The 17,725-nt window shown below is 75.1% G+C and carries 23 protein-coding genes; 12 read left to right on the plus strand and 11 right to left on the minus strand.

Annotation, left to right across the window (positions count from 1 at the left end; all coding sequences use genetic code 11):
• Positions 1-20 precede the first annotated feature (20 nt).
• Positions 21-896 carry a TroA family protein gene (locus ABEA81_RS07890; RefSeq protein WP_345604175.1) on the plus strand — a complete coding sequence of 292 codons (876 nt, stop codon included), beginning with the start codon at positions 21-23 and terminating at the stop codon, positions 894-896.
• On the opposite strand, the gene ABEA81_RS07895 is transcribed toward ABEA81_RS07890, so the two are convergent.
• Genes ABEA81_RS07895 through ABEA81_RS07905 form a run of 3 tightly spaced genes read right to left on the minus strand, consistent with a single transcriptional unit; the run spans position 874 to position 2,401 of the window.
• Entirely contained in the window at positions 874-1,320 is a 447-nt protein-coding gene (locus tag ABEA81_RS07895) for a hypothetical protein (RefSeq protein ID WP_345604176.1), read from the minus strand. The genes ABEA81_RS07890 and ABEA81_RS07895 overlap by 23 nt on opposite strands.
• Positions 1,307-1,894, minus strand: coding sequence for a TetR/AcrR family transcriptional regulator (locus tag ABEA81_RS07900; protein WP_345604177.1), 588 nt, complete (start codon positions 1,892-1,894; stop codon positions 1,307-1,309). The genes ABEA81_RS07895 and ABEA81_RS07900 overlap by 14 nt, the downstream gene beginning before the upstream one ends.
• 33 nt (positions 1,895-1,927) lie before the next feature.
• A complete protein-coding gene (locus tag ABEA81_RS07905; protein ID WP_345604178.1) occupies positions 1,928-2,401 on the minus strand; it encodes an Lrp/AsnC family transcriptional regulator in 474 nt (157 codons plus the stop codon).
• Between the two features lie 59 nt (positions 2,402-2,460).
• On the opposite strand from ABEA81_RS07905, the gene ABEA81_RS07910 reads away from it, so the two are divergent.
• Genes ABEA81_RS07910 through ABEA81_RS07925 form a run of 4 tightly spaced genes read left to right on the plus strand, consistent with a single transcriptional unit; the run spans position 2,461 to position 5,750 of the window.
• Positions 2,461-2,883, plus strand: coding sequence for a DUF2000 family protein (locus ABEA81_RS07910; protein WP_345604179.1), 423 nt, complete (start codon positions 2,461-2,463; stop codon positions 2,881-2,883).
• Complete coding sequence (locus ABEA81_RS07915; RefSeq protein WP_345604180.1) at positions 2,880-3,485, plus strand: LysE family translocator; 606 nt, start codon at positions 2,880-2,882, stop codon at positions 3,483-3,485. The genes ABEA81_RS07910 and ABEA81_RS07915 overlap by 4 nt, the downstream gene beginning before the upstream one ends.
• Before the next feature lie 42 nt (positions 3,486-3,527).
• Positions 3,528-4,982 carry a DUF2252 domain-containing protein gene (locus ABEA81_RS07920; RefSeq protein ID WP_345604181.1) on the plus strand — a complete coding sequence of 485 codons (1,455 nt, stop codon included), beginning with the start codon at positions 3,528-3,530 and terminating at the stop codon, positions 4,980-4,982.
• Between the two features lie 3 nt (positions 4,983-4,985).
• Entirely contained in the window at positions 4,986-5,750 is a 765-nt protein-coding gene (locus ABEA81_RS07925; RefSeq protein ID WP_345604182.1) for an alpha/beta fold hydrolase, read from the plus strand.
• Positions 5,751-5,868: 118 nt separating this feature from the next.
• On the opposite strand, the gene ABEA81_RS07930 is transcribed toward ABEA81_RS07925, so the two are convergent.
• Entirely contained in the window at positions 5,869-6,786 is a 918-nt protein-coding gene (locus ABEA81_RS07930) for a substrate-binding domain-containing protein (RefSeq protein WP_345604183.1), read from the minus strand.
• A gap of 26 nt (positions 6,787-6,812) precedes the next feature.
• Between ABEA81_RS07930 and ABEA81_RS07935 the strand changes: the two genes are divergently transcribed.
• Genes ABEA81_RS07935 through ABEA81_RS07945 form a run of 3 tightly spaced genes read left to right on the plus strand, consistent with a single transcriptional unit; the run spans position 6,813 to position 9,425 of the window.
• The gene (locus ABEA81_RS07935; RefSeq protein ID WP_345604184.1) at positions 6,813-7,655 is read left to right on the plus strand and encodes an ABC transporter substrate-binding protein; all 843 of its coding nucleotides are present in this window, start codon (positions 6,813-6,815) and stop codon (positions 7,653-7,655) included.
• Between the two features lie 7 nt (positions 7,656-7,662).
• Positions 7,663-8,349, plus strand: a complete 687-nt coding sequence (locus ABEA81_RS07940) for an ABC transporter permease (protein ID WP_345604185.1) — start codon at positions 7,663-7,665, stop codon at positions 8,347-8,349.
• A 56-nt stretch (positions 8,350-8,405) separates the two neighbouring features.
• Positions 8,406-9,425 (plus strand): ABC transporter ATP-binding protein, encoded by a 1,020-nt coding sequence (locus ABEA81_RS07945; RefSeq protein WP_345604186.1) that lies wholly within the window; start codon positions 8,406-8,408, stop codon positions 9,423-9,425.
• 70 nt (positions 9,426-9,495) lie between these two features.
• Here ABEA81_RS07945 and ABEA81_RS07950 read toward each other — a convergent pair whose 3' ends face one another.
• Entirely contained in the window at positions 9,496-10,404 is a 909-nt protein-coding gene (locus ABEA81_RS07950; protein WP_345604187.1) for a DMT family transporter, read from the minus strand.
• Positions 10,405-10,511: 107 nt separating this feature from the next.
• On the minus strand, positions 10,512-10,958 hold the full coding sequence (locus tag ABEA81_RS07955) for a MarR family winged helix-turn-helix transcriptional regulator (RefSeq protein ID WP_345604188.1): 447 nt from the start codon (positions 10,956-10,958) through the stop codon (positions 10,512-10,514).
• Between the two features lie 239 nt (positions 10,959-11,197).
• Here ABEA81_RS07955 and ABEA81_RS07960 point away from each other — a divergent pair, with 239 nt between their 5' ends.
• Positions 11,198-11,398, plus strand: coding sequence for a hypothetical protein (locus ABEA81_RS07960; protein ID WP_345604189.1), 201 nt, complete (start codon positions 11,198-11,200; stop codon positions 11,396-11,398).
• Between the two features lie 60 nt (positions 11,399-11,458).
• Here the strand turns inward: ABEA81_RS07960 and ABEA81_RS07965 are convergent, their stop codons facing one another.
• From ABEA81_RS07965 to ABEA81_RS07980, 4 genes are all read right to left on the minus strand, one after another.
• Positions 11,459-12,238, minus strand: coding sequence for an HpcH/HpaI aldolase family protein (locus ABEA81_RS07965; RefSeq protein ID WP_345604190.1), 780 nt, complete (start codon positions 12,236-12,238; stop codon positions 11,459-11,461).
• A gap of 19 nt (positions 12,239-12,257) precedes the next feature.
• Positions 12,258-12,986, minus strand: coding sequence for an SDR family NAD(P)-dependent oxidoreductase (locus ABEA81_RS07970; protein ID WP_345604191.1), 729 nt, complete (start codon positions 12,984-12,986; stop codon positions 12,258-12,260).
• A 63-nt stretch (positions 12,987-13,049) separates the two neighbouring features.
• On the minus strand, positions 13,050-14,258 hold the full coding sequence (locus tag ABEA81_RS07975) for an alkaline phosphatase (protein WP_345604192.1): 1,209 nt from the start codon (positions 14,256-14,258) through the stop codon (positions 13,050-13,052).
• A gap of 63 nt (positions 14,259-14,321) precedes the next feature.
• The gene (locus tag ABEA81_RS07980) at positions 14,322-15,044 is read right to left on the minus strand and encodes a GAF and ANTAR domain-containing protein (protein ID WP_345604193.1); all 723 of its coding nucleotides are present in this window, start codon (positions 15,042-15,044) and stop codon (positions 14,322-14,324) included.
• Between the two features lie 269 nt (positions 15,045-15,313).
• Between ABEA81_RS07980 and ABEA81_RS07985 the strand changes: the two genes are divergently transcribed.
• The 3 genes from ABEA81_RS07985 to ABEA81_RS07995 are packed head-to-tail and all read left to right on the plus strand — an operon-like array spanning position 15,314 to position 17,011.
• Entirely contained in the window at positions 15,314-15,721 is a 408-nt protein-coding gene (locus ABEA81_RS07985) for a hypothetical protein (RefSeq protein WP_345604194.1), read from the plus strand.
• A 56-nt stretch (positions 15,722-15,777) separates the two neighbouring features.
• The gene (locus ABEA81_RS07990; protein WP_345604421.1) at positions 15,778-16,209 is read left to right on the plus strand and encodes an STAS domain-containing protein; all 432 of its coding nucleotides are present in this window, start codon (positions 15,778-15,780) and stop codon (positions 16,207-16,209) included.
• Between the two features lie 55 nt (positions 16,210-16,264).
• Positions 16,265-17,011 carry an ANTAR domain-containing protein gene (locus tag ABEA81_RS07995; protein WP_345604195.1) on the plus strand — a complete coding sequence of 249 codons (747 nt, stop codon included), beginning with the start codon at positions 16,265-16,267 and terminating at the stop codon, positions 17,009-17,011.
• On the opposite strand, the gene ABEA81_RS08000 is transcribed toward ABEA81_RS07995, so the two are convergent.
• On the minus strand, positions 16,960-17,721 hold the full coding sequence (locus ABEA81_RS08000; RefSeq protein ID WP_345604196.1) for an SDR family oxidoreductase: 762 nt from the start codon (positions 17,719-17,721) through the stop codon (positions 16,960-16,962). The two genes, ABEA81_RS07995 and ABEA81_RS08000, sit on opposite strands and share 52 nt — an antisense overlap.
• Between the last annotated feature and the right edge of the window lie 4 nt (positions 17,722-17,725).

The raw sequence follows: 17,725 nt of genomic DNA on the forward strand, positions 1-17,725 counted from the left end.
GGCCGAACTAGCCTCTGCACGTGCGGATCGCCTCGCTGCTCCCGGCGGCCACCGAGATCGTCGCCGCCCTCGGGCGCGCTGAGGACCTCGTCGCGGTCACGTACGAGTGCGATCCGGCGATCCGCGAACGGACGCCCGTGGTGGTCGACACCGCCCTCCCGCCGGGGCTGGAGCCCGGCGAGATCGACGCGGTGGTGCGGGACCGGACCGCCCGCGGCCTGCCGATGTACGAGCTGGACCGGGCCGCCCTCGCCGCGCAGGATCCCGACCTGATCCTCACGCAGGATCTGTGCCGGGTGTGCGCGTTGCCGGCGGGCACGGTGGCCGACGCGCTGGACGCGATCGGCTGCCGGGCCGACGTGCTGTCGCTCGACCCGCGGTCGGTGGAGGACGTGCTCTCCGCGATCGCGGCGGTCGGCCGCCGGATCGGGGCGCCTGCCGCGCTCGTCGGCACGTTGCGAGACCGGCTGGACGCCGTCGAGGCGGCGGTCCGCGGTCGGCCGCGGCCGCGCGTGCTGGTGCTCGAGTGGGTCGACCCGCCCTTCGTCGGCGGGCACTGGGTGCCGGAGCTGGTGCGCCGGGCCGGCGGAGACCCGGTCGGCGGGGTGGAGGGTGGGCGCAGCGTCGCCACGGGCTGGGCCGAGCTCGCCGTGCAGGCCGCCGGCGTCGTGCTCGTCGCGCCGTGCGGCTACGGCCTCGACTCGGCCGTGGCACAGGCGGCCGCGGTGTGCGAGCGGTTCCCGGACACGGCTGTCCTGGCGATCGACGCCGACTCGTACGTGGTGCGCGCGGGCCCGCGCCTCGTCGACGGGATCGAGGCGATCGCGTGGGCGCTGCACCCGGACGCCGTGCCGCCGCCCCCGCCGGGGCGGATCACGCGCTGCGCACCGGCCTGAACCAGCCCGCGTAGGCGAAGACCAGGCCGAGCACGCCGAGCGCCGCGAAGAACACGCGGGCCACGATCGTCGCCGTCGGGGAGAGGAGGGTGGCGCCGGCGCCCGCCTCGATCGTCGACGGGGTGGCGATCAGGAGGAACCCGCGGATCGCCACGAACCAGCCGAAGAGCGAGATCGCCACGGCGAGCGGGCCACGCCAGTTGCGGTGCAGGCCGATGACGACCAGCCCGGCCGCGAGCATGAGGGCGCCGAGCACCAGCACGTTGAACGTCTGCGCGAACAGGTCGCCGACCAGGCCCCGCAGGTCGGGCAGGCGGATCGCGTAGACGATCCCGAAGGTCGCGACGTAGGGGCCGATGACGCGGGCGAACGCGCGGGTGCGCAGCTGCGCCTCCCGATCGGCCGTGGGGTCAGCGGTTGGCATCTCGTTCTCCTTCCGGCCGGTAGCCGGCCTGGTGCAGCACGGCGCGCAGGTACCGCTCCGCGTCGTCGGCCGTGGTGGTGTCCGGGCGGGAGACCAGGTGTTGCCAGACCGCGCCGGTGAGCACGTCCAGCAGGACGCCGGGATCGGTGCCGGGTGGCAGCTGCCCACCGTCGCGCGCCCGTTCGAGCACCCGCGTGCGGGCCTGGTCCCGGTGGGCCCCGAACCGCTCCTGGTAGGCCGCGACGAGCTCGGGGAGGTCGTCGGTCGCGCCGTAGAGGCGGCGCAGCAGGCGGCGCTGACGGGGGTCGGCGAGCGCGTGGGCCCAGCCGGCCAGCAGGTGCTCGACGTCGCGGATCTCCGGTGCCGCCGGGGGGTTGCCGTACGCGGCCTCCACGGTGGCGATCAGCAGGCGGCCCTTGTCCGGGTACCGCCGGTAGACCGTGGCCCGGGTGACGCCTGCGCGCCGGGCGACCTGCTCGATGCTGGTGGCCTCGACGCCGCGTTCGAGGAGCAGTTCGAGCGCGGCGGACAGGATGGCGGCATCTGCCTCCTGGCTGCGGGGACGACCGGGCACGGCATTAACAATACAGCCCTGTGCTGTATTGAATCAACGGCTGGGGCGGACCGGAGCTGTCACCGGCCGGTCGAAGATGAGGTGCGTCTGGGCGTGGCCGACCTCGGGCCGGGTGGTCAGGTGGTCGACGATCAGGCGGTGCAGGTGGGCGCTGTCGGCGACGGCGACGTGGAGGAAGAAGTCGTCCGGGCCCGACACCGTGTAGAGCGCGAGGGTTTCCGGCAGCGCGAGCACCGCGGCCGTGAACGCCTCGACGAACTCCCTGCGGTGCGGGCGCAGCTGGACCGCGACGAACGCCTGCAACCCCCGGCCGATCGATGCCGGGTCCACGACCGCGCGCACCGCCGTGATCACGCCGAGCGCGCGCAGCCGGCGCACCCGCTCGTGGCAGGAGGATGTGGGCAGGCCGACGCGGGCGGCCAGCTCCTTGTTGGTGATCGACGCGTCGTCCTGCAACTGCCGCAGGATTCGCCAGTCGACCGGATCCAGATCGTCAACATCAGGCATATTCTGGACGATATCCGGATCTGGTTGTCAACTCCCGGACGATGCCCGAGATTGGCGCGGTGCCTCCCCGCTGTGTCCTCGTCCTCGACCCCGCCGCGCCGCGGTGGCTGATCGCCAACGCCGCCGCCGTGCTCGGCGCCTCCGCCGGTGCCGCGGGCGCCGCCGCGCTCGGCCCGGAGCTGACCGACGCCTCCGGAGCGCGGTGGCCCGCGATCGCGGAGATCGTCGTCCCGGTGCTCGCCGCGTCCCCCGCCGAGCTCGCCGCCCTGCGTGCGGCCGCACCGGATGCCGGCGTCACCGCGCTGGCCTTCCCCGACCTCGCGCAGGCCTCGCCCACCTACGCCGACTTCGCGGCCGCGGTGGCCCGCACCGCGACCGCCGACATCGGCGTGCACGCCGTCGCGCTGCTCGGGTCGGGAAACGCGGTCCGCCGGCTGACCAGGCACCTGCCCGCGCTGACCGACCCCGTCCCGGTCCCGTGACGCCCGAGCGCTGGACGGCGTTCGTCGGCGTCCTGCTGGTGGTGCTGTGCACCCCGGGCCCGGACTTCGCGGTGGTGCTGCGGCACGCGCTCGCGGACCCGCGGCGGGGTGCGAAGGCCGCAGCCGGGATCGTGACCGGGCTCGCCGGGCACACCGCCGCGGCGGCCCTCGGCCTGTCCGCCGTGCTCGCGGCCCGCCCGGACGTGCTCACCGCCGTCCGCTTCGCCGGTGCGGCGTACCTCGGGTGGCTCGGCGTGCAGGCCCTGCGCGCGGCGTTCGCCCGCGCTCCGGCGGCGGCGGCCCGCGTGCGCAGCTCGCGCCCCTACCTCGACGGGCTCGCGGGCAACCTGCTCAACCCGAAGGCCCTGCTGTTCTTCCTGGGCCTCATCCCGCAGTTCGTCGTGCCGGGGCCCACGGTCACCGCCCAGCTGCTCCTGCTGGCCGGCACCACGGTGCTGGCGTCCGTGATGTGGTGGGCCATCGTGATCCCGGTCGTCGCCCGGGGCCGGGCGGCGCTCGCCCGCTCCCGCGTACGGCGCGCCGTCGACGCCGCGACCGGGGGCGCCCTGCTCGCCGTGGCGGTCGGCGTCGCGCGGGGCTGACGGGCCCGTCGGGCGTAACATCGCCAGGCGTAGCATCACGGCGTGACCGGCCGTGCGCAGCTCCCGGTTGCCGGTCCGGTTCGCGGCCACACCGTTCTCGCCGACGCCGACGGCACGCCCTACTCGTCGCTGCGCCAACGGCCCGTGGAGCGGGCGGAGCGCTACGCGCTCGGCAAGGCGTTGCGCAAGCGGGTGCCGCGCTCGTCGCTCGGCGAGTGGAGCCCGCCCGCCGACCGCCGCGACCCGGTCGAGCTGATCATGGAGAGCCACGTCGGCCGGGTGGATCGGCTGGTGCCGGTGCGGGTCGGCCGGATGATCGAGTCGCCGTACGGCTTCCTGCGCGGCACCGCGGTCGTCATGGCCGATGACGTGGCGGGCCTGCCCGCCACGGGGATCACACCGGTCGTCTGCGGCGACGCCCATCTGGGCAACTTCGGCTTCTACGCCTCCCCGGAACGCGACCTCGTGATCGATCTCAACGACTTCGACGAGGCCCACCCCGGCAGCTGGGAGTGGGACGTGCGCCGCCTCGTGACGAGCGTCTGGGTGGCCGGGCGGCAGAACGGCGCCGGCGAGGACGCCTGCGAGACCGCCGTGAGCGCGTGCGTCGAGGCGTACCGGGACGAGCTGCGCCACCTCGCTGACCAGCCGCTGCTCTCGCGCTCCTACCAGCGGCTCGACGTCGACCGGCTCGCGCAGGAGAGCTCGAAGCCGCTGCGGTCGGAGGTCGAGCGGGCCGCGAAACGGGCGCGCAACCGCACCAGCGACCGGGCCCTGCCGCGGTTCACGACGGAGGTCGAGGGCAGGCGCCGGATCGTCGAGGAGCCACCGCTCATCACGCGCGTGTCGGACGCGGAGGCGGACGAGCTCGCCGAGGCCCTGGACCGGTACCTCCTCACGCTCGCCCCGCACTGGCGGCGGGCGCTGGGTGGCTACACGATCGTCGACATCGCGCACAAGGTGGTGGGCGTCGGGAGCGTCGGGTTGCGCGCCTACGTGGCGTTGCTGGAGGGCTCCTCGCCGGACGACGTGGTGTTCCTGCAGCTCAAACAGGCGCGCCGGTCGGTGCTGGCGCGGCACGTGCACGGCGAGTCGGCGTGGCACGCCCACCAGGGCCAGCGGGTGGTGGAGTACCAGCAGGCGCTGCAGACGGTGAGCGACCCGCTGCTGGGCTGGACCACCGTGGTTGGGCGCCACAAGGAAACGCAGCAGTACTACGTGCGGCAGTTCCGCGACATGAAGGGCACGGTGGCGCTGGACGCTATCGATCCGGGCGCCCTCGCCGACTACGCCGGTGTGCTCGGACACCTGCTCGCGAAGGGCCACGCGCGCACCAGCGGCGCGTCGATGATCGCCGGTTACGTCGGCGGCTCCGACAACGTGGACATGGCCATGTGCCGGTTCGCCCGCGCCTACGCCGACCAGACCGAGGCCGACCACGCCGCCCTGATCAAGGCTGTCGAGCGCGGTCTGCTGCCCGTCGAGCGGGGGGTGTAGCAGGTGACGGTGGACCTGCCGGCGGCCCCCTGGAGCCAGGTCCGTCGCATGGCGCGGCACGTCGGGCGTTCGCTCGGGCCGGCGCTGGGCCTGACGACCCCCGCCCTCGTGCGCCATCCCGTCTGGCAGGCGGGAGGTGCCGACGGTGGCGGGACGGGCGTGGTCGTGACGCCCGGGTTCGCAGGCGCGGACGCGTCCATGGGGATGCTGCGCCGGTGGCTCGCCCGCCGCGGCTACACCCCCACCGGCGCCGGGCTGGGGATCAACGTCGGCTGCACCGAGGAGCTCGTCGACCGGCTCGAGCGGCGCGTCGGGGAGCACGCCGAGCGCACCGAGGGCCCGGTCGTGCTGGTCGGGCACAGCCGGGGCGGGATGCTGGCGCGCATCGTCGCCGTCCGCAGGCCCGACCTCGTGCGCGGGCTCGCGATGCTGGGCAGCCCCGTTCTCGACCCGCTCGACGCGGGTGGCCTCGCCGCCATGGTGCTGCCGGCGGTGCTGCGCCTGTCCGAGCTGGGCGTGCGCGGCCTGGTCGACGGCGACTGCCTCACCGGGCCGTGCCGCGCGGCCGCCGCGCACGGCCTCGCGGCCCCGCTCCCCGTGCCGGCCGTCTCGATCTACTCCCGCGACGACGGCGTGGTCGGGTGGCGGTCCTGCCAGGACCCGGAGGCCGAGTGGGTGGAGGTCGGGAGCAGCCACACCGGCATGGGCACCGACCCCGCCGTCTACGCCGCGCTCGCCCCGCGCCTCGCCGCATGGGTCGCCTCCTGACGCCGCCGCGTCGGAACGAGGAACTCGCCTGTCGAAACGGGGGACTCGCGTCCCACGGGGCGAGTCTCGCGTTCGGGTGGGCGAGTTCCGCGGTCGGCACGTGGCGTGCGGGGACGTCTCAGGCTTCCAGGTCCTCCACCTGGCCGGCGCGGGAGGTGTCGTAGCCGCCGAGGGCCGTGACCGCGACCCGGGTGGCCGGGTCGAGCAGGGCCGTCACGAGCGGGGCGGCGGCGTCGAGGGCGTCGCCGGGGAGGACGACGTCGTACTCCTCGGACACGAGCGGCACGAAGTCGAGGTCGAGGTCGTGGGCCACCGAGCGGACGCCGAGGCCCGCGTCGACCACGCCGGACGCCACCGCCAGCGCGGTCTCCAGGTGCGATCCGGTCTCCGGGCCCGCCACGGCGTCCGGGTCGTGACCCGCCTCGAGCAGCAGCCGGTCGAGCAGCACGCGGGTGCCGGTGCCGAACCGGCGCTTGGCGACGCGCACGGTGGCCAGGTCCGCCGCCGCGGCGAGTCCGCGGGGGTTGCCGGGCGGTACGAGCAGGCCCTGCTCGCGGCTCCACAAGTGGACGAGGTGGGGCCGCAGCCCGCGCAGCAGGCCGCGGGCGAACGGGGCGTTGTAGCGGCCGCTGTGGTGCAGCAGGTGCACGGCGGCGCCATCGGCCCGGCCCTGCCGCACCGCCCGTAGCCCGCCGAAGCTCCCCTCCGTGCCGATCGACCGGACGGTGCGGCCGAGCCCGCGGGTGACGACGTCGAGGGCCGGGTCGTCGCTGCCGGCCAGCCGGAACACCTGCTCGCCGTGCAGGAACCGGCGCGCGGCCATCGCGCCGCCGGTGGCGACGCGGGTGCGGCGCCGGTCGGCGGTGACGATCACGCCCGCGTCCGCCAGCGTGCGGACGGCCCGCCCGATCGTCGACGCCGTGGTGCCGAACCGCTGCGCCATCTCGCGCACGCCGGGCAGCTCGGCGCCCTCGGCGAGCTCGCCCGCGCCGATCCGGCCGGCCAGCTCGGCGCAGATCTCCCGGTACCGGGTCACGCCTGGCGACCCTATAGTCCCGGTCTGTGCAAGCACAGTTGCGAGCAGCCGTTGCCGGCGTCGTCCTGGTGGTACTCGCGGCGTGCGGGTCGCCCGCCGCCGGCCCGTCCGCGGAGCGGTCGCTGATCCTCGCGACGACCACGAGCACCCAGGACTCCGGCCTGCTCGACGACCTGCTCCCGGCGTTCACCGACGCCACCGGGTGGGCGGTGAAGCCGGTCGCCGTGGGCAGCGGGCAGGCGATCGAGATGGGCCGCCGCGGCGAGGCCGACGTGCTGCTGGTGCACTCGGCCGCCGCCGAGGAGCAGTACGTCGCCGAGGGCACAGCGGGGCGCCGCCTGCTCGTCATGCACAACGACTTCGTGCTGCTCGGACCGGACGCCGACCCGGCAGGCGTGCGAGGGGTGCCCGTCGAGGAGGCGATGCGCCGGATCGTCGCCGCGGGGGCGGTGTTCGTCTCCCGCGGCGACGAGTCCGGCACCCACGCGCGGGAGAAGGCGCTGTGGGAGCAGGCGGGGGTGGCTCCGGGCGGGTCCTGGTACCAGGAGACGGGCCAGGGCATGGGGGCCACGCTGCGGGTGGCCGCGGAGAAGGCCGGCTACACGCTGTCCGACCGGGCCACGTACCTCTCCCAGCCCGGCGGGCTCGCGCTGCTCGTCGAGGGCGACCCGGGGCTGCTCAACGTCTACCACGTGATCGAGGTGACGAAGCGCGCAGGCGAGCGGGTGCAGCCCGATGCGGCCGCGGCGTTCGCCGACTGGATCACGGGGCCGGAGGCGCAGCAGCGCATCGGAGAGTTCGGCCGGGCGCAGTACGGGCAGCCGCTGTTCGTCCCCGATGCGGGCAAGCCGGATCCCACCGGCGCCTGACCGCGCGATGGACGTCCTGCTCGACGGCCTGAGGCAGGCGCTGTCGCTGCTGTTCTCCGGCGACGCCGGGACCTGGGCGATCACCCTGCTCACGCTGCGCGTCTCGCTCGGTGCCACGGTGGTCGCCGCACTGGTCGGGGTGCCGATCGGCGCGGCGATCGCGCTCGGCTCGTTCCCCGGACGGCGGGTGCTGCTCGCCGCGGCGAACACCGGGATGGGGCTCCCGCCGGTGGTCGTCGGGCTCGTCGTCACCGTGTTCCTGTGGCGCAGCGGGCCGCTCGGTGGGCTGGGCCTGCTGTACACGCCCACCGCGATGGTGGTGGCGCAGGCGGTGATCGCCACCCCGGTGGTGGTCGCGCTGGTGGCGGCCGCGTTGCAGCAGGTCGACCCGGAGTTCCTGGTGCAGATGCAGGGGCTCGGCGCCACCCGGGTGCGGGCGCTCTGGGCGCTCGGGGTCGAGGCGCGGCTGCCGCTGCTGGCCGCGGCGATGGCGGCGTTCGGTGCCGTGGTGAGCGAGGTCGGCGCGGCGCAGATGGTGGGCGGCAACATCGCCGGGCAGACCCGGGTGCTCACCACCGCGGCGGTGCTCGCCACCAGCCGCGGCGAGTTCGGGCTCGCCATCGCGTTCGGGCTGGTTCTGTTGTTGCTCGCGTTCGCGGTGAACCTGGTCGTGACGCTCGCCGGTCGGCCATGAGCGAGCATGCGAGCGAATCATCGGCTATGAGCGAGCGTGCGAGCGGATCATCGGCCATGAGCGAGCTTGCGAGCGAACCATCGGGCCAGCGCCCGCGGATCGGCTGCCGCGACCTGCGGGTGAGCGCGCGCGGCCGGGAGCTGCTGCACGTCCCGGCGCTCGACGTCGCCGCGGGCGATGCCCTCGCCGTGCTGGGGCCGAACGGGGCGGGGAAGTCGACGCTGCTGCGGGCGCTCGCGAACCTGGGCGGTCTCCACCGGACCGGCGAGGTGCTCCTCGACGGACGGCGGGCCGGGTCACGGGAGCTGCGGTGCGCGGTGGCGGCCGTGCTGCAGCGGCCGATCCTGCGGCACGGGTCGGTGGCGGCGAACGCCGCGGCGGGCCTGCGGCTGCGCGGCACCGGGAGGGCGGAGGCACGGCGCCGGTCGGCCCCGTGGCTGGACGCGCTGGGTGTCGGGCACCTCGCGCCCCGCTCCGCGCGCACGCTCTCCGGCGGGGAGGCCCAGCGCGTGGCGATCGCCCGTGCGCTCGCCGTCGCGCCGCGGGTGCTGCTGCTCGACGAGCCGTTCGCAGGCCTGGACGCCACCACCCGCGCCGACCTGCTCGCCGACCTGCACGCCGTGCTCGACGGGTTGGACACCGCGACCCTGCTCGTCACGCACGACCGGCACGAGGCCGTGGCGCTGGCCGGCCGGACCGCGCTGCTCGTCGCGGGCCGGATCCGGCAGCTCGGGCCGACCGAGCGGGTGCTGGACGAGCCGGTCGACGTCGACTGCGCCCGGCTCGTCGGGTTCACCAACCTGCTGCCGCCCGCCGTCACCGGCCGCGCGGAGCTGTGCGCGGCCCGGCCGGAGCACTGCTCGATCGGGGGGGCCGGCGGGGTGCGGATCCCCGGAACCGTGCGCCGGGTCGTTCCGCTCGGCGGCGCCACCCGGGTGGACGTGGACACGGCGGCAGGCACCCTCGCCTGTCGCGCGCCGGGTGCCGAGGGCCTGGCGCCCGGTCACCGGGTCACGGTGTCGGTTGCGGAGGCCGGTCTCCGCACGATCCCGACGAGCGGGCCGTTCGCCGGCTAGTGTCCCGGACCGGACTTTTGGTCCGAGACACTAGGTTCCGACGGACGGTCCGCTCGTGCGAGGGGCGAGGTCATCCCCGGCCAGGAGGCCGGGCCGAGCCGACCGGAACACGGCGGCCGGTGCTCGCCCAGTACGCGCCGGCGAGAACGAGGGCGCAGCCGGCGGCCTGCAGCGGGGTGGGGCGCTCGCCGAGCACCACGGCGCCGAGCACGACCGCGCCGACCGGTGTGAGCAGCAGCAGTACCGCGGCCGTCTGACCGGGCAGGTGCGGCGACGCGAGCGCGACGAGGAGCCAGCCCAGCACCTGCCCGGTCAGCGCCACGAGGGCCAGCCAGCCGAACGCCGGCCAGCCGGGCGTGAGGTCGACCCCGTGCCACACCGCGCCGACCAGGAGCGAGAACACCACGGCCGAGACCGTCACGTCGGCGTAGGAGCGCAGCGGAGCACCGGCCCCACCACCCCGGCGCAGCAGGTACAGGAACCCCGAGTAGCAGACCGCGGCGAGCACGGCGTGTACCGCGCCCGCAACGGGGGCCGGTGCCGAGCCGCCGCCGTCGACGACGCCCGCGGTCAGCACGACCCCCGCCGCCAGCACGGGGAGGGCGCTCGTGTAGCGCCATGTCGGGTGCTCTCCGTCGATCAGCAGGGCGAGCAGCGGCACGAGCACGACCTGCACGTTGACCAGGACCGTCGACATCCCGGCGCCGATCTCGCTGATCGCCTGTGTCCACAGGAGCATGTCGCCTGCGAACAAGGCGCCCGCCGACCACGCGACGAGGCGGGCGGGTCGTTCCGGCCCGTCGCGCCGCCGTTCCACCGCGGCCAGTGCGAACAGGGCGGGGAGCGCGAGGACGGTGCGCCAGAACGACGCCGTGCCGGGGGAGGTGGCGGACACGCTGATCAGCACCGCTGATGCGGACACGCACAGCGCACCGACGGCCGTGCTCGCCCGGGGCGACGTGCTCGGCAGATCGGTCATCCTTCCGGCCTACCCGGACCCTGCCGGCACCAATGATGGCCGGTGCCGCGTCCCGGCGCGCGATCCTCGCCGGGCTCGCTGCGGGGAAGGGCGAGCCGCGGACATCGTCAGCGGGCGGGACCGTCGGCCAGGCCGCTGCGGCAGCGGTTGAGGTAGTCCCGCAGCTCCGCGCGCTCGGCCGTCGTGAGGTCGCCGAGCATCCGCTCCTCCAGGGCGCGCACCTGCGACTCCATGCGCTCCAGCAGGTCGCGTCCCGCGGGGGTGAGGCTGATCAGGAGGCGGCGGGCGTGGCGCGGGTCGGGATGGCGGGTCACGAGGTCGCGGCGCTCGAGCGCGGTGACGAGATCGCCCATCGACTGCGGGGTGACGAACGCGTTGCGGGCGAGCTCGGCGCTGGTCAGGCCGTCGCGGCGGGCGAGGGCGGTGAGCGCGGTGTACTGCACCACCGTGGTGCCGGATGGGCGAAGCAGCTCGTCGAGCCGGGACCGGACGGCCAGCTCGACCTGCTTGACGGCGTAGAGCAGCGACGGTCCCGCCGCCGGATCCGCCGTCATACGCCCAGCCCCCTCCGTCGTGTCCTCCCCGCCGGACAGCGTATGAGCACGCAGCCCGGGCGCACGCACCACCTCGCATGATCGGCCGGGTCGGCCGGGTGGGGGTAGGGTCAGCCGAGTCAGGTCGGGCGGGCACACCGTGTGCGCCTCGTGCAGATCGCCGCCTGACGAACGGTCGCGCCGGACGGTCGCCCCTGCACCACGCGGCCCTCGGCGGACGGCTGAGGGAGCACGGACGCATGAGATGGACCGGACAGCCTTCCCGCACCGAGGACCACGGCAGGTTCGCCGTGGCACAGGCCGCCGCGGAGGCCGAGAGCGCCGACCAGCACCGCCGCGCCGCCCGGGTGGTCGCGGGCCGGGCCGTCGACGCCACCGAGTGCGCGGAGATGCTCGCGATGCTCGGCCTGGACGGCGGGGCGGAGCGCGTCCGCCACTGACGCCGCATCGGTTCGTGCAGCTCCGAGCGGGGCAGGGCGCCCGGCGCCGGCGAGCGCGGTTCAGCCCTGCAACACCGACCGGATCGCCGCGATCCCGGCCGCGAGCGCCTGCTGGTAGAGCCACAGGTCGCCGTTGTAGGCGAGCAGCGAGAAGCCGCGACCGGCCAGATCGGTGGCCTGCTCGACGGACGTCGGCATGAACCCGGCGATCGTCCCGGTGTCGGCGGCGGCCTTGGCGACGCGGTCGAGCGCGGCGAGGTAGTCGGGGTGGTCGAACTGCCCGGGGATGCCCATCGAGTTGGTGAGGTCGAAGTGCCCGACCCACACGACGTCGACCCCGGGCACCGCGGCGATCTCCTCGACCGCCTCGAGCCCCGCGACCGTCTCGATCTGGCAGATCACCGCGTTGTCGCTGTTGGCCTTGCGCATCGTGGCCACGTTGTCGCCGGTGCGGTAGTCGTCGTGAGCCACGCCGAACGCGGCGCCGCGGCTGCCGTCCGGCGGGTACTTCGACCACTCCACGAGCCGCGCGGCCACCTCGGCCGAGCCGACCATCGGCGCCATGATCCCGCTCGCGCCGACGTCGAGGGCGCGGCTCACCGTGGTGCGGTCGAAGGCCGACGGGATCCGGATCCAGGCCGGCACCCCGGTGGGCCGGGTGGTGGCCACGAGCCCACCGAGCGTCTCCCAGCCCCAGCCGGTGTGCTCGGCGTCGTAGAGCACGAACTCGGCGCCCGCGTGCGCGGCGAGCCGGCCGATGCCGTTCGTGGCGAACTCGAACACGAACGTCCCGAGCGCCAGCTCGCCCGACCTGGCCTTCTCGATCACGGGCAGGGTCACGGTCGCCGCCTTCCTCTCGTCACCTGAGTGCGAAACCGCCGTCGATCAGCAGCTCCGTGCCGCAGCAGAACGCCGAGTCATCGCTGAGGAAGTACTCCACGGCCTTCGCGATCTCCCAGGGCTGCGCGAACCGGCCGAGCACGGTCTCGCGCATCCACTGCGGGTGCAGGTCGTCCTTCGCCATGGTGAGCGGGGTCTGCACGTAGCCCGGGGAGACCGCGTTGACCCGCACCCAGCGCGGCCCCCACTCGACGGCGAGCGAGCGGGTGAGCGCGCTGACACCCGCCTTCGACGTGTTGTAGGCGCACTGCCGCTGCGGGTGGTTGACGATCGCGTTGCCGGACATCGAGGCGATGTTGACGATCGCGCCCCCGCCGCGGGCGAGCAGCTCGCGGCCGAACTCGCGGCAGGTGAGGAACACCCCGCGCAGGTTCACCGAGAGGATCCGGTCGAACTCGGCGAGCGGCATGTCCTCCGCGGCGACGTCCTCGACGATGCCCGCGCTGTTCACCAGGTCGACCGCGCGATCGTCGTCGGCGTAGAGCGCGCGGACCGCGCGGGTGACGGACTCCTCGGAGGTCACGTCCACCGGGTGGCCGGTGACGCCGGCCGGGAGCGCGTCGAGCCCCTTGAGGTCGAGCCCGTACACCTGGGCGCCCTGCCCGGCGAGGCTCTCGCAGATCGCCAGCCCGATCCCGCCGGCTGCGCCGGTGACGGCGATGCGTCGCCCCTCGAAGCGGTCGGTCACGTTCGCTCCCCTCCTGGCCGGGTGCCGCGGTTCGGCGATGGCCCCGCGGCTCGATGGTGCCACTCAGGCGCTGATGCTCATCGCCTCGAGCAGCTCGGGGAAGACCTGCGTGTTCGCCATGGCGCCGTCGAACGCCTCCGCCCCGGGTCCGCCCGCCGTGATGGGCACGGGGCCGTTGGTGGGGCCGGTGCGGGTCCACCGCAGCCACAGCTGCTGGTCGGAGTCGGCGGCGGGGTACGGGCCGTCCGCGCCGGGCCGCGTGGCGCCCGGGTCGGCGAGGCTGACGTTCATGCCGCCCGTCTCGTGGTCGCCCGCCACGACGATCAAGGTGCCGGGGTTGACCGCCTGGAAGTCGAGCGCGGCCTGCACGGTGGCGTCCAGGGCCCGGCCCGCCTCCAGCACGAGCCCCCCGTTGCCCGTGCGAGCCATCGCGTCGATGCCCGCCTCGTCGACGACGAGGAAGAAGCCGGCCTCGCGGCGGTCGAGGGCGGCGAGTGCCGCGCGCGTCATGTCGGGGAGCGGCACGGCGGGCGCGTAGCGGCCCTCGCCCGGCCGGCCCGGCTCGAACATCGGCCCGTCGGCGAAGAGCCCCAGCAGCCGGTCGGCGGCCGCGGCCCGCAGCCCGGCGGCGTCGGTCACGGTGGAGTAGCCGAGAGAGCGCGCCTGCCCCAGCAGGTCCGACCACGGCGCCGCCCCACCACCGAGTACCACGTCGACCCGCGACCCCTCCAGGTACTGCCGCGCGATCGTCCGATCGACCGGGACCTCCCCCTCGTCGCCCTCCGGGTTCTCGATCGGCGGCCGGGGGGCGAGGTGCGCGGCGAACGCGGCGGGTACCGGGTCGGTGACCTCGGCCGTGGTCACGAGGCCGGTGGCCTTGCCGGCGTCCCGTGCGTGCTCCAGCACGGTGGTGAGCGGTTGGCCGTCGGCGTCGACCCCGATCGCGCCGGGGGCGGTGGGCATGCCGGTGGCGAGGGTGGTGGCCCCCGCCGCCGCGTCGGAGACCGGGTCCACGGGTGCGATCGACCCGCCCGCGTCGAGCCGGTCCATCGCGAGCTGTCCCGAGGGCCCGGCGATCGCGAGCCGCAGGAAGTCGTGCTGGGCCTGGCCCATCCCGCTGCCCAGGATCAGGATGACGCTGCGCGCCACCTCCTCGCGGGCCCCCTCGGCGGGCGCGTCGGCCGGGACCGCGCTGCACGCCGCCAGGGCGCAGGCGAGGACACCGGCCGCCAGGATCCGGGCCACGCGGATGTGGGCGGGCGGCGCAGCCACCGGTGGGAGACCTCCAGGCGTCGGGGATCCCGGCAGCCTAGTCCGGCGCGTTCGCGAGCGGGGTCAGCCGCCCCGGCCCTCCCCGGCGGCGCGGGCGATCGCCGTGACGAGCTCCGTGGCGACGTGCCGCAGCTTGGTGTTGCGTTGCTGCGACACCCTGCGCAGCACGTCGAACGCCTCGTCGGCCGAGCACCGCTCGCGGCCCATCACGATCCCGATCGCCTGGTCGATCACCGAGCGGGACGACAGCGCGATGCGCAGGTTGTCGGTGAGGCTCACCTGGTCGTACGTGCGCAGGGCCGCGGTCAGCGCGACGGCGGCGTGGGCGGCGAGGACCTGCGCCAGCTGCAGGTCGCGCTCGTCGAAGCCCGCGCCCGCGGCGGCGTAGAGGTTGAGCACGCCCACCGGGCCGTCGCGACCCATCAGCGGCACGCCGAGCGCGCCGGTGATGCCGTGGCTCAGCATCCTCGTGGCGAAGTCCCCCCAGCGCCCCTCGCCGCGCACGTCGGCGACGTGCACGGGCGACCCGGTGCGCATGGCGTCCAGGCACGGGCCCGAGCCCCGCTCGTACTGGTACTCGTCGATCTGGGATGCGAGCCCGTCAGCGGCCGCCACGGTGATCACCCGGCCCCGTTCGGCCAGGGTGATGCTCGCCGTCGTGGCGCCCGCGACGAGCCGGACCGACAGTTCCGCCACACCGCGCAGGAGATCGTCGAACGACTCGGTGGACAGCAACAGCGCCGCCAGCTCCGCCGCGCTGTCGTCCTGGTCCCGATCCACCGTCATGTGCGTGCCCGTCCGCGAACCCGAGAACATGCCGGTCGACGTCCCGGGCGCCCCATAGCGTGGCACGACGGCGCGCCGTCCGCACGGGGCGAACCCGCAGATGGACGTACGGTTGCCGTCCTCGCGCCCCTCTCGTAGCATCCCCGAACGGTTGGACCGACAGCCGGTGCGTGAGTGCACGCGCGGCATTGGCGTGGTTCTGAGCCCCCGGTCCCCTGATCCGCCGCCTGCGCTCCGCGAGTCGAGAAAACGGCAGCAGAGGGGAAAGCATGCACGCTGTTGTGCAGCCGGAGCGATACGTCATTCCCGACCCGCAGGCCCTGCGGATCATGTCCGTCCAGCCCGATCGCGAGCACGCCTTCGTCGAGGTGATCGGCGCCTGCGGCCATGAGGGCGCCGCCGAGCTGCGGCAGAGGGTGGACGGGTTGCTGATCGCCGGCGCGCGCTTCGTGCTGGTGGACCTCACCGGGGCGGGCGAGGTCGCGCCCACGACGACCGCCGCGCTCGCCGCGGCCGGGCGTCAGCTGACCCGGCGCAAGGGATGGCTCAGGACGGTGGGCCACGACGCCGGGTCCGCCGCGCGGTACGAGGCCTCGCTGCTCGACCTGTTCGCGATGTACCAGGCGGCCGCGTGGAGGGGCGCGGGCCGAGGCGCCGGCGGTGCATCGGCACGATGAGCACCGAATGGAGGTCCGGATCTGGCAGCGCCCTCCTCCACCGGGAACCCGTGCCGATGGACCTGTCGGCGCTGGTGCCCGCCCCGCGCCGGGAGAGCCACCCCGCCGTTCCCGATCAGGCCGCACCTGATCGGGACGAGCCGCTCGACGTGCGGCTGCACGCGCCGACCCCCGACACGGTCATCGTGCGGGTCGCCGGTGCGCTGCACCTGCGCAGCTCCGCGGTGCTGATGATCCGGGTGCGGCAGCAGCTGTACCGGGCGCCGCACGTCATCCTCGATCTCACCTCGGTGACGTGGGTGGACGTGCGGGTCGCGGGCGAGCTGCGGGCCCTGCACGCGAGGGCCGCCGGGTGCGGCACCCACCTGCACATCGCCGCCGAGAACGAGCGCGTCGTCGACGCGCTGCGGCGGATCGGCCTGCGCGAGCCGGTCGTACCCGGCACCGCCGACGCCGTCCTCGCCTGCCTGGCACCCCGTAACGATTGAGGCACGGGCAGCGACCGCCTGCCGGGGTCGGGGTGAACGTGCCGGGGGGACGTCGGTGGGGCGGGCAGCTGCGGGGGAGCAGGTCGGCGTCGAGCTGGCGGCGCTCGTGGTGGCGACGTCGTCGGTCGACGAGCTGCTGGTGGGGATCGCCGAGCTCACGGTGCGGGTGGTACCGGCCGCCGTGTCGGCGAGCGTCGCGCTCACGGCGCCGGCGTGGAGCGGGCACGCGATCGCGGTCGACGAGCGCGTGGCCCGGCTGGAGGCCCTGCAACGGCGCGACGCGGCAGGTCCCGGGGCGGACGCCCTCCGAGTGGCGCATCCGGTCGAGGCAGGCGACCTGAGCGCGGAACGGCGTTGGCCCGTCTACGCCAGGGCCGCCGCCGGTGCCGGGATACGCGCGATCAGAGCCGTGCCGATGCTGGTGCGTGACTGCCCACCGATCGGCGTGCTCACCGTCTACGGAGCCGCGGCAGCCGCGTTCGGCGGGCCGGACCACGGGCACGCCGACCTGGTCGCCGGCCTCGCCACGGTGGCCGTGACCGGCACGATGCGCAACTACGACGAGACCGCGCACTCCGCCCGCCTGCGCCAGGCGCTGGCCTCGCGATCGGCGATCGACCAGGCGATCGGAATCGTCATGGCGGAGCGGACCTGCTCGGCGGAGCACGCCTTCAGCACCCTGCGCGCCGCGGCGCGGCAGCGCTCCACGACGTTGCAGGACGTCGCCGCCGACGTCATCGCGGGCCCTGCTCAGCGGGAGAGCCAGCCCCCGTCGACGGCGAGCACGTGCCCGTGGACGTAGTCGGCGGCCGGGGAGGCGAGGAAGACGGCGGCCCCCGCGACGTCCTCGGGCTCGGCCCAGCGGCCCGCCGGGATCCGGGCCAGGATCTCGGAGCTGCGGGCCGGGTCGCTGCGCAGCGCGGCGGTGGTGGCGGTGGCGACGTAACCGGGGGCGACCGCGTTGACGTTCACGCGGTGCGGGGCCCACTCGTTCGCGAGCGCGCGGGTGAGCCCGGCGATGGCGTGCTTGCTCGCCGTGTACGAGGGCACGAGGAGCCCGCCCTGGAAGCTCAGCATCGACGCGACGTTGATGATCTTGCCGGAGCCGCGTGCGACCATCCGGCGCCCCGCCGCCCGGCACAGCTCGAACGTGGCGTGCAGGTTGACCTCGATGACGCCGTACCAGTCCTCGTCGCTGAACTCGGCGGCCGGGGCGCGGCGGATCAGCCCGGCGTTGTTGACCAGGATGTCGACGGCGTGGGCCTCGAGGAGGCGCTCGACCACGGCGCTCCGGGCGGAACGGTCGGCGAGGTCCAGCAGCTGCGTGGTGACCGCGGCGCCCGCGGCGCCCGCCTCCTCGGCCACCGGGCCCAGGTTGTCGCGCTCGGACAGCAGGATCAGGTCCGCGCCCGCCGCGGCGAGGCCGAGCGCGATCGCGCGGCCGATCCCCGACCCGGCGCCGGTGACCATGGCCAGCCGGCCGTCGAGTGCGAAGGGGGAGGTGGGAGCCACGGCC

Source organism: Pseudonocardia adelaidensis (assembly GCF_039543345.1).
Taxonomy (GTDB): domain Bacteria; phylum Actinomycetota; class Actinomycetes; order Mycobacteriales; family Pseudonocardiaceae; genus Pseudonocardia; species Pseudonocardia adelaidensis.